This is a genomic window from Cryobacterium sp. W22_MBD10_FK3 (genome assembly GCF_052113745.1).
Classification (GTDB): domain Bacteria; phylum Actinomycetota; class Actinomycetes; order Actinomycetales; family Microbacteriaceae; genus Cryobacterium.
Map to the genome: position 1 here is coordinate 1 of NZ_JBGQOH010000018.1, position 12,704 is coordinate 12,704.

11 protein-coding genes are annotated in these 12,704 nt (G+C 69.6%); 5 read left to right on the forward strand and 6 right to left on the reverse strand.

Annotation, left to right across the window (positions count from 1 at the left end; genetic code table 11):
• Window positions 1–290 precede the first annotated feature (290 nt).
• Window positions 291–1,145 carry an RDD family protein gene (locus ACEN2M_RS14615; protein WP_441648872.1) on the reverse strand — a complete coding sequence of 285 codons (855 nt, stop codon included), beginning with the start codon at window positions 1,143–1,145 and terminating at the stop codon, window positions 291–293.
• 17 nt (window positions 1,146–1,162) lie between these two features.
• Here ACEN2M_RS14615 and ACEN2M_RS14620 point away from each other — a divergent pair, with 17 nt between their 5' ends.
• On the forward strand, window positions 1,163–2,158 hold the full coding sequence (locus ACEN2M_RS14620; RefSeq protein WP_441648873.1) for a stage II sporulation protein M: 996 nt from the start codon (window positions 1,163–1,165) through the stop codon (window positions 2,156–2,158).
• A gap of 23 nt (window positions 2,159–2,181) precedes the next feature.
• Here ACEN2M_RS14620 and ACEN2M_RS14625 read toward each other — a convergent pair whose 3' ends face one another.
• From ACEN2M_RS14625 to ACEN2M_RS14645, 5 genes are read right to left on the reverse strand one after another with little or no spacing between them, the layout of a single operon-like run.
• Window positions 2,182–3,489: a DUF58 domain-containing protein gene (locus tag ACEN2M_RS14625; RefSeq protein WP_441648874.1), complete on the reverse strand. Its 1,308-nt coding sequence runs from the start codon at window positions 3,487–3,489 to the stop codon at window positions 2,182–2,184.
• A gap of 17 nt (window positions 3,490–3,506) precedes the next feature.
• Window positions 3,507–4,508: an AAA family ATPase gene (locus ACEN2M_RS14630; protein ID WP_441648875.1), complete on the reverse strand. Its 1,002-nt coding sequence runs from the start codon at window positions 4,506–4,508 to the stop codon at window positions 3,507–3,509.
• Window positions 4,505–5,773: a DUF4350 domain-containing protein gene (locus tag ACEN2M_RS14635; protein WP_441648876.1), complete on the reverse strand. Its 1,269-nt coding sequence runs from the start codon at window positions 5,771–5,773 to the stop codon at window positions 4,505–4,507. The genes ACEN2M_RS14630 and ACEN2M_RS14635 overlap by 4 nt, the downstream gene beginning before the upstream one ends.
• Window positions 5,770–6,435: a DUF4129 domain-containing protein gene (locus ACEN2M_RS14640; protein WP_441648877.1), complete on the reverse strand. Its 666-nt coding sequence runs from the start codon at window positions 6,433–6,435 to the stop codon at window positions 5,770–5,772. The genes ACEN2M_RS14635 and ACEN2M_RS14640 overlap by 4 nt, the downstream gene beginning before the upstream one ends.
• A 10-nt stretch (window positions 6,436–6,445) precedes the next feature.
• Window positions 6,446–7,645, reverse strand: a complete 1,200-nt coding sequence (locus ACEN2M_RS14645) for a hypothetical protein (RefSeq protein ID WP_441648878.1) — start codon at window positions 7,643–7,645, stop codon at window positions 6,446–6,448.
• Between the two features lie 133 nt (window positions 7,646–7,778).
• Here ACEN2M_RS14645 and mtrA point away from each other — a divergent pair, with 133 nt between their 5' ends.
• From mtrA to ACEN2M_RS14665, 4 genes are all read left to right on the forward strand, one after another.
• On the forward strand, window positions 7,779–8,459 hold the full coding sequence (gene mtrA, locus ACEN2M_RS14650) for an MtrAB system response regulator MtrA (protein ID WP_441648879.1): 681 nt from the start codon (window positions 7,779–7,781) through the stop codon (window positions 8,457–8,459).
• A gap of 25 nt (window positions 8,460–8,484) precedes the next feature.
• On the forward strand, window positions 8,485–10,128 hold the full coding sequence (gene mtrB, locus ACEN2M_RS14655; protein WP_441648933.1) for an MtrAB system histidine kinase MtrB: 1,644 nt from the start codon (window positions 8,485–8,487) through the stop codon (window positions 10,126–10,128).
• Complete coding sequence (locus tag ACEN2M_RS14660) at window positions 10,121–11,803, forward strand: LpqB family beta-propeller domain-containing protein (protein ID WP_441648880.1); 1,683 nt, start codon at window positions 10,121–10,123, stop codon at window positions 11,801–11,803. The genes mtrB and ACEN2M_RS14660 overlap by 8 nt, the downstream gene beginning before the upstream one ends.
• A gap of 96 nt (window positions 11,804–11,899) precedes the next feature.
• Window positions 11,900–12,619, forward strand: coding sequence for a ComF family protein (locus tag ACEN2M_RS14665; RefSeq protein ID WP_441648934.1), 720 nt, complete (start codon window positions 11,900–11,902; stop codon window positions 12,617–12,619).
• Window positions 12,620–12,704 lie beyond the last annotated feature (85 nt).

A 12,704-nucleotide genomic window follows, 5' to 3' on the forward strand; every position in this document is an offset into this window, starting at 1 on the left:
AGTAGGACACCGCCGGACTTAACTTAGCAACACCAGAAAAGCCACCCCACGGGGTGGCTTTTCTGCGTTTAACCCCCAAGTCCCCCGCCCCCGCCACCCGGCCTCGACCAGCTCCACCAACGAGGCGGGCAGGGTCCATGGAACCGCTCACCCGGATGAGACTCCACGACCCGGCCCATCCGCTGGTCGAGACTGTCGGGACCGCGCAAGACGGTGCTGCCGGCGCACCGCTCGACACGCTCGAGCCACGGGCGCCCGCGGGCCCGCTACCGGGTGTCGGGTAAGAGGGATCAGCGTTCGGGGAAGTCGTGGGGGCGGCCGGTGAGAACGGGGGAGAGGCTCTCGAGACGCCCACGCTCGAGCAGGTGCCCGGCGTACTCGCGGTTGCGGCGCACCTCGGCCACGCCGATGAGAAGGTACTCCGGCGGCACCGGGGGGAGTGGCGACACGAACGGGGCCACCTCGGCCGCGAGGCTTTCCGCGAGCCGGAGCCGGGTGTCGGGGGAGAGCTGGTGTGCCTGCCTGAGGTACTGCGCGACCCGGCGCGAGAGCCGGTCCGGTAGGCGGGCGACGTCCACTGTGGCGGCCCAGGAGGTCAGAACCGGCGGAAGCACGAAGGTGGGTTCGTTGAACCGGGGAACCCGCTCATGCTGGCTGTAGGTACCGGCCAAGAGGTCGCCGAGACGCTTGGACCGTGAGTTCAGCAGCGCGCAGGTGACCGCGAGCCCGCCAAAGGTGAGGAAGATCTCGATCACGCCCATCAGCGCCCGGATGAAGGAATGACGAAGGCCTGTGGCTCCGCCGTCGTCGCGCACGATGCGGGCGCCCACCGCCCAGCGGCCCAACGACCGACCTCGAGAGAGCGTCTCCACCAGCATCGGCACGATCAGGAGCGAGAAAACCAGGCCCGCGATGGCCAGGGCCTGCGCGAGAGCCTGGTCGATGTCGTCGCCGAACAGGGTGGAGACCACCAGCGCCATGAGCAGGAAGAACCCGATGTAGGCCACCCAGTCGATCATGGTCCCGGCACCGCGCAGGATCACGCTCGCAGGTCGAACATCCAGCGCAACGGCCTCTCCGGTCACCAGTTCGCGCTCGATCAGGGAATCTTCACCGTGATCGGCTGCTTTCCAGGGCTCCGCCATGTCTACTATTGAAGCAGATGGATCTTGACGCGTATTCAGCGGCGCACCGTGCCGAGTGGGACCGCTTGGCCGAACTCGGTCACCGGCGGCAGCTCAGCGGTGCCCAGGCCGACGAACTGATCCAGGCGTACCAGGCCGGGGCCACCCAGCTCTCCGTCATCAAGACGGCGGCCGGCTCGACGATGCAGGGCGACAGGCTCTCGGTGATTCTGTCCCGCGCCAGGTTGCGCTTCACCGGCGCCGGCACGAACGTGCTCTCCCAGCTGCCCAGGTTCTTCCTCAGCCAGCTGCCGGCCGCGCTGTATCGGTTGCGCTGGCTGACCCTCGTCATGGCCGCGGTCACCGCCGTGGTGGCCACCCTCTACGCGGTGTGGGCCACAAACAACCCCGATGTGCTGGCCAATTTCGGCACGCCCGCCGAGCTCGAGCAACTCGCCAACCAGACCTTCGTGTCGTACTACTCCGAGAATCCGGCGGCATCCTTCGCCGGCCGGGTGTGGACCAACAACGCTTGGATCGCGGCGCAGTGTGTCGCGTTCGGCATCCTGGGCGTCTACGTGCCGTACATCATCTTGCAGAACGCGCAGAACCTCGGCGTGAACGCTGCAGTCATGTTCGCCTACGACCAGGGCGACACGTTCTTCCTGTACATCGCTCCGCACGGCCTGCTCGAGCTGACGGCCATCTTCGTGGCCGCGGCAGCGGGACTGCGCATCTTCTGGGCCTGGATCGCTCCGGGCGCCCGGACCCGCGGGCAGGCCCTGGCGGAGGACGCCCGTGCCCTGTTCACGGTGGCGATCGGCCTGGTCTTCGTGCTGCTGGTGTCCGGCATCATCGAGGGTTTCGTCACCCCGGCGCCCTGGCCCTGGCCGGTGAAGATCGGCATCGGCGCCGTAGCCCTGCTCGCGTTCCTGGGTTACATGCTGGTTCTCGGTGGGCGGGCCTCCCGCGCCGGCGAGACCGGCGATCTGGCCGAGTTCGAAGCGGGCAGCGCCCGGGTCTTCGCCGGATAGGTTTCGCCGGCCCCGGCGAACCCCTAGAGCCGGCCAGCGGCCTTGAGAGCGATGTAGCGGTCGGCCAAAGCCGGGGGCAGCTGCTCGGGCGGGCCGGTGACGACGTCGGCACCGAGCTGCCGCACGGCGGCCGCCACCCTGGCGGCGTCCAGAATCGTGCGTTCGGCCGACGCGGCACGGTAGACGTCTTCGCGGGTGCCGCGGCTGCGGACCAGGTCGACGACCGACGGGTCGGTGACCGAGGCCACCAGTACGGTGTGCCGGGCGGTGAGTTGGCCGAGCACCGACAGCAGGCCGGTCGACGCGCCGGGCGCATCCATCGGGGTGAGCAGCACCACCAGGGCGTGTTGGCCGGTGATCGCGCGGATCTGCCCGGGCAGTGCCGTCCAGTCCATCTCGATGAGTTCGGGCTCGATCAGGGCCATGCCGTCCACCATCCGGCTGAGCAGCTCCGAACCGGATGCGCCCTGCACCCGGGCTCGGACCCGGCGGTCCCAGGCCAGAAAGTCGACGCGGTCGCCGGCCCTGGATGCCAGCGCGGCCAGGAGCAGCGCGGCCTCGAACGCCGTGTCGAGGCGCGGTTCGTCGGCGACGCGGGCGGCGGAGGTTCGGCCGGTGTCGATGACGATGACGATGCGCCGGTCCCGTTCGGGTCGCCAGGTGCGCACCACGACGTCGTTGCGCCGGGCGGTCGCGCGCCAGTCGATGGATCGCACGTCGTCGCCGCGAACGTATTCACGCAGGGAGTCGAACTCGGTGCCCTGCCCGCGGACCAGAACACTGGTGCGGCCGTCGAGCTCCTTGAGCCGGCTGATCCGGCTCGGCAGGTGCTTGCGGGAATGGAACGGCGGCAACACCCTGATGTGCGCGGGTGAGGTGAGGGTGGCCTGCCGGGCCCACAGCCCGAGCGGACCCACCGATCGCACCGTCACGTGCGACGCCGTGCGCTCTCCGCGCCTGGTGGGTCGCAGCGTGAGCTCGACCAGGCGGCGTTCGCCCGGCGGCAGCGTCACCGCGGTGCGGTTGTTGCCCGCTCCCGCGGAGGGCTGCCACGCGTCGCGGACGATGCCGCGAAGCCGGCGGGAGCCGTCGTTGGTGAGGTAGAGCTCGCTGGTCACTGCTTCGCCCAGGCGCACCCGGGCCGGCAGCACCCGGGCCAGGGTCAGCCGCCGCGGTGACGCGGCGAGGGCCAGGTCGATGCTTCCCAACGTGAGGACAAGCACCAACCAACCGGCCAGGATGGCCAGTGCCGCCGCGGTGGAGTCGCCGAACAGCACGATGGGCACGACGCCGAGGGCGACGAGGAGAACGAAACGGCCGGTCAGTGTCATCGGGTCGGAGTCATCGGTTAGATCGGAACCTGAACCTGCTGCAGCACGCCGTGCAGGATCGTGTCGACGGTGATGCCCTCGAGTTCAGCCTCCGGACGCAGCTGGATGCGGTGCCGCCAGACCGGCAGCACCATGGCCTGCACGTGGTCGGGGGTGATCGACTCGTAGCCGCTGAGCCAGGCCCAGGCCTTGGCAGCGGCGAGCAGCGCCGTGGTGCCGCGCGGGCTCACACCCAACTTGGCCGACGGGCTGTTCCTGGTGGCCCTGGCCAGGTCGACGATGTAGGCCAGCACATCCGGGCTCGCCCCGACCGCGGCGACCGACGCCTGCGCGGCCGCCAGCTCGGCGGCGCCGAGCACGGGGGTGACCCCTGCCGCGGTGAGGTCGCGGGGGCTGAATCCGTTCGCGTGCCGGCGCAGCACCTCGAGCTCCACGTCACGCTCGGGAATGTCGAGCACCAGCTTGAGCAGGAACCTGTCCAGCTGGGCTTCCGGGAGTGTGTAGGTGCCCTCGTACTCGATCGGGTTCATGGTCGCGGCAACGATGAACGGCTCAGGCAACGGGAGCGAGAGACCGTCCACGCTGACCTGACGTTCCTCCATCGCCTCGAGCAGGGCGGACTGCGTCTTGGGTGGCGTGCGGTTGATCTCGTCGGCGAGCAGGATGTTCGTGAACACCGGCCCGTTGCGAAACTCGAATTCGCCGGCCTTCGCATCGTAGATGAGCGACCCGGTCACATCGCCGGGCATCAGGTCGGGGGTGAACTGCACCCGCTTGGTGTCCAGGCTCAGCGCGTGACTCAGGGAACGCACGAGCAGGGTCTTGGCGACACCCGGCACGCCCTCCAGCAGCACATGACCGCGGGACAGCAGCGCGATGATGAGCCCGGTGACGGCACCGTCCTGCCCGACGACGGCCTTGCCCACCTCGGTGCGCACCTGGGCGAGCGAGCGGCGCAGGCTGGCGGTCGAGCCGTCGGCCGGGCTGATCTCGGCGGATGTCGAGGCGTGACTGGTCATGGTTCCATTCTTCCGGTTGACGGGGGTGCGGCGGGGGAGGGGCCGGCGCCCGGCGGGCGGGCGGCGAGGACCGTGGCGTGTTCAAGCTCGTCGATCGCGTCAGACAGTTCCATCATGGCCGCGTCGCCGCCCGGCACGTCACCGACGAGGATGGCGTGCACCCGCTCGGGTGACCGGCTGGTGAGGGCGGCCACGGTGCGGATCACCTGGTCGAGGGGAGCGGTGCGAGACAAACCGACGGTCTGAGCCATCCGCGTCACCGCCCCGATGCGGATCGCGTCGATGGCCCGCAACCGGGCGCTGCCGCGGGCGTACAGCCTGGCGCGCCCCTCCATGGTTTCGCTGGCCCGTACGACAACCGGCAGGTTCTCGGCCACCAGCGGGCCGAACCGACGTCCGCGCCAGACCATGGCGGCGATGGCGACGCCCATGAGCAGCAGCAGTGCGGGTGTCACCCAACCCGGCGTGAGCGCACCGAGGGACGGCGGGCCGGTGGCCGGCACATCGGCCAGCGTCGGCAGGTACCAGACCAGCGTGTCGGTACTGCCGAGGAGGTTGAGCGCCAGGGCGGCATTGCCGTAGGTGGCGATCTCGTCGTTGGCGAACACCGCGGTGTCCGCGACCAGGGTGATGGTCTTGTCGTCCACAACCCGCTCGATCACGGAGTAGGTCTGGTCGTCACTGGGGAAGCAGCCCGTGTAGCCCGCCGTGCCCTGAGGCAGACCGAGGGTCTTGCCGCCGGGCGCGAGGGTTTCGGCGCGTTCGGCGGCCGGAACCGAACACTCGGCGCTGAGCGAGTCCGCGGTCGAGATCCCGCCGAAGCCGACCTCGGGCGCCAGTGCCTGCAAGGCACGGAAGTCGGGGTCCACGACGACGAGGCGGGGCGCCAGGGTGCCGAGCCGGCCGAGCTGGTCGGTGCTGAGATAGCCGGACTCGTCGGACACGAACAGGGTGGCGTTCCCGGCCGCGTCGGTCGCGGCCGCGGCTTCATCGAGGGTGTCCACGGGCAGCACGGTCACACCCTGCTGCCGCAGCACCTCGACGACGGCCATGCCGCCGATCGGAGCCGGGTTGTCGGCCCCGAGCCGGGGACCGGCGGCGGTGCCGGAGCCGGTGACGACGAAGGCAATGACGGAGACGAGCAGGGCGCCGACGCCGGCGACGATCCAGAACGAGGAGCGTCGCAGCGCCGCCCGGATCGTGGGCGTGCTGGAGCGATCACGCGATGCCGGGCGGGCCGGTGCGAGGGCGGGGCCGGCGCTCACGAGGCCACCGGCGTGGCCGTCTGCCGGGGGCGCGCGGCCCGCAGGTCGGTGTCCAGGCTGAGCAACTCGGAGTAACCCTGTTCGGTTCCCGCTCCGCCGAGGTACCGCACGCTCTCGAAGACGCCCGCACCGGTTCTGAGCCGGTCTTGTTCGTCAGGGAAGGCCAGGGCAGCCAGTTCGGCCACCCGGTGCGCCGTGGTGCCAGGCGTGGGCCGCAGAATGGTGCGTTCGGCCAATCCCTGCGCGATGGCCCTGAAGGCCTCTTCGCTGGCGCGGGTCCAGTCTCCGGCTGCTGCCGCGGCGGCGGCGGATGCGCGCAGCTGGTCCGCCGTGCGCCGATCGTCGGCGGCGAACAGCCCCGCTGCGCTCCGGCGCCGGCGTGCCCGCCGGGGCAACCCGAAGACGAGCACGGCGGCGACCAGCAGGGCGATGCCGATCAGAGTCGCCACGAGCGGGATCCAGCCGTTGCTGCCGTCTCCGACGAAGGAGAGGGTGGAGAACCACTCGAGAATCGCTTGGGAGAGCCTGTCGAACCAGGTGGGCTGGGCAGCCTGATAGGGGGCCTTGGCGAGCTCGTCGCGCAGCCACTGCTGCGCGTCGGGCGCGTCGGGATCGACCGGGATCCCCACCCACGGCAGAACAAGCCCCCACTGTGTTGTCATTACTGTGCCGTCATGCCCAGGGCGACCCCAGGTCGGGCCGAGGTGCGCCGTCGGCGCCGGCCGGCGCGGTGTGCGGCAGGTAAGGATCACGCGTCTGGGCGCCAGGGGCCGCTTCGACGAAGCGCTGGAGCTCGAGGTCCAGGCCCTCTTTGCGCATCCGCAGGTCGATATAGATCAGGGCCACGGCGGCCGACTGCACCACCGCGGTCACGGCGCCCAGAACCAGGGCGATCAACAGGGTGAGGATGTACAGCACGGCGGCGGGGATGAACGCCTCAATGGCGGCATTCGGGTCGATCAGGCTAATGACCATGCCGAACAAAAAGCTCAGCGGGGTGGTCACCACCTGGGCGACGACGTTCACGATCACCGTGATGAGCAGCAAGACGCCCAGGGTGCGCCAGAAGAACCCACCGGTCAACGACCACGAGCGTCGAATCGCTCGGCCGATGCTCAATCGTTCCAGCACGATCAGACTGGGCACGACCGCTGTCTTGGTGCTCACCCAGGCGCCGAGCGCAACCAGCCCGAGCCCGCCGAAGACGCCGACGATCACCGCAAGCGCGATCCAACCGCCGCCCAGGAGCACGCACACGAAGACAACACCGCCGATGAGCAGCACGCCGATCAGGAGCGCTGCTGACAACAGCAGGGTCCAGCCGACCAACGGCCACACCCGCTTCCCCACCTGACGCCAGAGCGCGCCGAGGCGCAGCTTCTCGCCCAGAGTCGCGCGGGAGACCTCGAGCACGATCACGCCCTGCAGCAGTGCCGAGGCGACGACGGCCAGGGCGACAGGCACGAGGGCGGACAGCACGATGGTGAGCATCGCGCCGGCCTCGACGGCATCCTGTTCGTCGACCGGCGCGGAGGCGATCCGGCTGATCGCGAAGAAGCTCACCACACCCACGACAACGAGGGTGACCAGGAGGGTGGCGGCCTGCACGATCAGGGCGCTGCCGAAGGTGGCCTTGGGGTTGCGGCGCAAGACCTGGAACGGAGCACCCAGCAGGGTGCCGAATCCGAGCGGGCGCAGCGGAATCAGACCGGGCTTGGGCGGCGGCGTCCACGCGGGCGGCGGCGGAACGGCCCGGTAGCTGCCGCCGGGCGGTGGTGGCGGAGGACTTCCGGGCGCACCTCCCTGGGCGTATTCGCCGTAGCGGGGAACGCCTGGGGTGTTGGTCGGGGGGTGCCAGTCTGGGTCCGTCACGCCTCCATGCTGGCATACCCGGAGTCCTCGGTGTGGCCTGTCAGCACACTCGGTGCCGTGTCGACTACTCTTGTGCCAGAGATTGCCCGCGTCGTGCGCGTTATTGCCCGGTGACCGGGCGGAAAACGGATTCATGAACTCACGCATTTTGGTTGTCGACGATGACCCCGCACTCGCTGAGATGATCGGCATTGTTCTGCAGGGCGAAGGCTTCGAGCCGCACTTCTGCGCGGACGGATCCCAGGCGTTGGACGCGTTCCACAGCGTCGTGCCCGACCTGGTACTGCTGGACCTGATGCTCCCCGGCATGGACGGCATCGAGGTGTGCAGCCTGATCCGCGCCGAATCCGGCACCCCGATCATCATGCTGACGGCGAAGTCGGACACCACCGACGTCGTCAAGGGCCTGGAATCCGGCGCTGACGACTACATGGTCAAACCGTTCAACCCCAAGGAGCTCGTCGCCCGGATTCGCACCAGGCTGCGCCCGGTACCGGTGGAGTCTCCCGCCAGCCTGCAGATCGGCGACCTCGTCGTCGACGCCGCCGGCCACGAGGTCAAGCGCGGCGATCAGAGCATCAACCTCACTCCGCTGGAGTTCGACCTGCTGCTGGCGCTGGCGTCCAAACCGTCGCAGGTCTTCACCCGCGAGATGCTGCTGGAGCAGGTCTGGGGCTATCACTACAAGGCCGATACCCGGCTGGTGAACGTGCACGTGCAGCGCCTGCGCGCCAAGGTCGAAGACGACCCGGACAACCCCCGCATCGTGATGACGGTGCGCGGTGTCGGCTACCGGGCCGGCGCGGCCGGCTAGGACTGAGGTGGCTGCGCGGTTCGAGATGAACGAGGTCGGCTGGAGGTCGTGGGGATCGTGGCGACGCCTGACCCGGCAGCTGCGTCGCAGCTGGCGGTCATCCCTGCAGTTCCGCACCGTGGCCATCACTGTGGTGGCCTCCGGTGCCGCCATCGGGCTGGTCGGCGTCTACATGTCGGTCAGCGTGGGGAACGACCTGTTCCAGTCCAGGCTGACCCAGGTGCAGGTGGACTCCAACCGCGCCACCACTGCCGCCCAGGCGATTCTGGACTCCTCGGATGCCGCCGACAGGGTGCAGGTCCAAACGCTGCTGGAGTCCGCGCGCACGTCCATCTCCGCCGCGTCGTCGAGCCGGCTGGTCGCCGTTTTCAGGGTGCCGGGCCAGGAGTCGTCGACCGTCGCCCCGCAGGACTCATCCACCTTCGGCACCTCCACCGAGGTGATCTCACCCGAGCTGCGCAACGCCGTGCAGGACGACGCCGACGGGCAGTACTGGCAATCGGTGACCCTGGCCTCCGACGACGGGTCGACGATTCCCGGCATCGTCGTGGGGTCCCAGATCGCCGTGCCGGTTGCGGGGAAATACGAGCTGTACATCGGCTACAGCCTCGCCGACGCCGAGTCGACGCTGCTCTTCGTGCAGAGGACCCTGGGCGGCGCCGGGCTTGCCCTCATCGTGCTGATCGGTGCGGTCACCTGGATCGTCGTGCGATTCGTGGTCAGCCCGATCCAGGTGGCCGCCGAGACCAGCCAGAAGCTCGCCTCCGGCGACCTGGGGGTACGCATCCCGGAGAAGGGCGAGGACGTGATCGCGACGCTCGCACGCTCGTTCAACGGCATGGCCGACAGCCTGCAAAGCCAGATCAAGGAGCTCGCCGACCTGTCCGAGGTCCAGCAGCGCTTCGTCTCCGACGTGTCTCACGAGCTCCGTACCCCGCTCACCACCATCCGCCTGGCCGGCGACCTGCTGTACGACCAACGGGCCACCTTCCCGCCCGCCACCGAACGCACCGCGGAGCTGCTGCACACCCAGGTCGAACGTTTCGAGCTGCTCCTGGCCGACCTCCTCGAGATCAGCCGGTACGACGCCGGCTCAGTGGAGCTCGAGTCCGAGCCCACCAACCTTGTGCACCTGGCCGAGGACGTCATCGACGGCATGCGCTCGCTGGGCGATTCCAAGGGCAGCGACATCAGGATGGTCGCACCGGGCGGGCACCTGGCCGCCGAGGTGGATCCCCGCCGGGTGCGCCGGATCGTGAACAACCTCATCGGAAACGCCATCGAGCACGGCGAGGGCAAACCCATCGTCGTGTCCGTGGACAGCAACGAATCAGCGGTGGCTCTGTCGGTGCGCGACTACGGGATGGGCATGACCCAGGCCGAGATCACCCACGTGTTCGACAGGTTCTGGCGGGCGGACCCGTCCCGCAAGCGCACCATCGGCGGCACCGGGCTCGGATTGGCGATCTCCCTCGAAGACGCCGCCGCGCACCGGGGCTGGCTCCAGGTCTGGTCCAGCCCAGGGGCCGGGTCCTGCTTCCGGTTGACGCTGCCCCGCGCGACCGGCGTCACGTTGACGGTGTCGCCCAACCCGCTGCCACCCGCAGATGCCGAGAGCCCCGGATACGTGTCGCCGCACGCCGAACCGAGAAGAGACCACCATGCGTAGCCCGGCCAGGCTCCTCGCCGTCATCACCGCTGTGGCGCTGATGCTCGGCGGGTGCTCGAGCATCCCGCGCACCGGCGCCGTGCAGGCCGGCCAGGACGCCGTGACCGGGGAGAACCCGGCACCTGTCTTCCTGCCCGACCGGCCCAGGGACGGGGCCACGATGGAAGAGATCCTCACCGGATTCATCGGCGCCGCCACCAGCCCGGAAAACAACTACGAGATCGCCAGGGAATTCCTGACCAACGAATTCAGCGACACCTGGAAGTCGGACACGAACGTCACCGTCGACGACGGATCCGGGCGCATCATCGCTCCGGTCGATGAGAGCATGATGCTCGTTTCGGTGCGCCCGGTGGCCGAGGTCAACTCGATCGGCGAGTACCACGAAGACGTCGCATCCGCGGCGGTGCAGCTCCGCTACGAATTCACCCAGGACGACGGCGAATGGCGGATCAGCGCGGCGCCGAACGGTACCGTGCTCGACCAGAACACCTTCGAAGACGTCTTCAGCGCACAATCGCTGTATTTCTTCGATCCGGACTTCCGTTACCTGGTGCCGGACGTGCGCTGGTTCCCGCGCGGGGCATCCACCCCGACCAAGATCGTCAACGGTGTGCTCAACGGGCCGGGCGAGTGGCTCGCCGGGGCGGTGATTTCGGCGTTTCCCGAGGGCACCGCCCTCACCGCAGACGCCGTCACCGTGGTCGCGAGAGACGCCAAGGTGGATCTGAACAGTGACGCGCTCAGCGCAGACGCGGTGACCCTGCAACGCATGAAGAGCCAGCTGGAGAACAGCCTGCCCAGCGGGCTGTCGGTCACCATCACGATCAACCAGAACTCCCAGAACATCGACGCGCTCGGTGCCAACGAACCCGAGGTGAACCCCCGGGTGGATGCCAGGGCCCTCGTGCTCCGCGACGGCGAATTCGGGTTCCTCGCCGCGACCGGAAAGAGCATCAACCTGTTGCCCGGGCTGTCGGAGGCCGTCGCCGCCCTCGCGCCGAGCGCCGTGACCCTGTCGCCGTCGCAGACGGCTGCCGCGGCTCTGACCGCCAACGGCGTCTACGGGGTCAGGGTGGGGGAGGAGGCCAGGCAGCTCGACCCGCGGCAGAACCTCATCGCTCCGTCCATCGACGGCTCCGGGTACGTCTGGTCGGTGCCGGCGGACCGGCCGGGCGAGCTCTTCGTCTACAACACGCAGGGCGCGGCACAGGCCGTTCCGACGCCGTGGCCGGACACCTCGGCGATCACCGCGCTCAAGGTCTCCCGCGACGGCACCCGGGTGATCGCGCTGCTCAACGCGGCCGGCGAGCTGCGTCTCGTGGTGGCCGCGGTGCTGCGCGAGAACGGCGCTCCGGTGGGCCTGGGCGATCCGGTGCAGCTGGCCACCGACACCGGAACCCCGGTCGATGCGACCTGGATCGACCAGAGCACTGTGGCGTACGTGAGCCGGCAGCCCGACGGAGTGGACCGGATCGTCTCCCATGAGATCGGCGGGCGGAGCGAACAGCTCGAGTCGTCGACGGGGATCACCTCCATCACCGGGAGCAATCTTCTGCGCGACCTGCGGGCGCTGTCCGCGGGCGGATCGCTCCTGGTGCAGCGCGGCATCGGTTGGCAGCAACGCATCGACGGGGTCACCCTGGTGGCCACCCAGACGGGCACAGGCGGCTGATCCGGCGGTCCTCCCCAGGGAGGGAACGGCGGGGTTGTGCACAGGCGGCGTGGCCCGGCCCCCGTGCCGGCGTCACCGCACCAGTCTGGCCCGGTGATGACCGAACGGCGGATGCTGCACGCGGCGCGGAACGCCGCCCGCACCGCGGTCCTGGACGCCTGGGCTGTGGTCATGCCCACGGACTGCAGCGGCTGCGGCACGCCGGACCGGGCGCTCTGTGCCGCCTGCCTGTGCGCGTTGCGGGCCGCGCCTCGGGCGGCGTACCGCGACGATCTCGCGGTCTGGTCGGCGCTGGACTACTCCGGGGTGGTGGGCCGGGTGCTGGTGGCGTACAAGGACGGCGGACGCACGGATGCAGCGCCGGCGCTCGCCGCGGCGCTGCGGGAGGCCGTAGCGGCGGCGCTGACCGCCGCGGCCCCGGCAGACCCGACACAGATCACCGGCGGCATCGTGCTGGTGACGGTGCCGTCCTCCCGCCGGGCTTGGCGGGTGCGGGGTTTCCATCCGGTGGATCTGCTCCTGCGCCGGGCGGGACTGCGCGGACGCAGGCTGCTGCGGCCGTCCGGCTCCGTCGCCGACCAGGTCGGGCTGGGCCGGCAGCAGCGCCTCGACAATCGCAGCGGCTCGTTGGTGGCTTCGCGTCCGCTCGCGGGCAGCCGGATCCTGCTCGTTGATGACATCGTGACCACGGGCGCCACCCTGCTCGAAGCCGCGCGCGCCATCCGGCAGGCCGGCGGAGAGGTTGTCGGCGCGGCGACCGTCGCCGAAACCCGCAGACTCCATCCCGACACTCACCGTTCACGCAAATCGGATTGACAAAAGCTGTGACTTATCCAGCTGGCACGACTACGGTGGTGCCAAAGGCGCGTACCAATCGCCCGGATCAGGGGCGGTTCGCCAG

Excerpts from the sequence above, each read along its gene's own strand:
- mtrB (WP_441648933.1), top strand. The coding sequence starts at position 8,485 with ATGAACGAGGTCGGCTGGAGGTCGTGGGGATCGTGGCGACGCCTGACC.
- ACEN2M_RS14665 (WP_441648934.1), top strand. The coding sequence starts at position 11,900 with ATGACCGAACGGCGGATGCTGCACGCGGCGCGGAACGCCGCCCGCACC.
- ACEN2M_RS14640 (WP_441648877.1), bottom strand. The coding sequence starts at position 6,435 with ATGACAACACAGTGGGGGCTTGTTCTGCCGTGGGTGGGGATCCCGGTC.
- ACEN2M_RS14615 (WP_441648872.1), bottom strand. The coding sequence starts at position 1,145 with ATGGCGGAGCCCTGGAAAGCAGCCGATCACGGTGAAGATTCCCTGATC.
- ACEN2M_RS14630 (WP_441648875.1), bottom strand. The coding sequence starts at position 4,508 with ATGACCAGTCACGCCTCGACATCCGCCGAGATCAGCCCGGCCGACGGC.
- mtrA (WP_441648879.1), top strand. The coding sequence starts at position 7,779 with ATGAACTCACGCATTTTGGTTGTCGACGATGACCCCGCACTCGCTGAG.
- ACEN2M_RS14660 (WP_441648880.1), top strand. The coding sequence starts at position 10,121 with ATGCGTAGCCCGGCCAGGCTCCTCGCCGTCATCACCGCTGTGGCGCTG.
- ACEN2M_RS14620 (WP_441648873.1), top strand. The coding sequence starts at position 1,163 with ATGGATCTTGACGCGTATTCAGCGGCGCACCGTGCCGAGTGGGACCGC.
- ACEN2M_RS14625 (WP_441648874.1), bottom strand. The coding sequence starts at position 3,489 with ATGACACTGACCGGCCGTTTCGTTCTCCTCGTCGCCCTCGGCGTCGTG.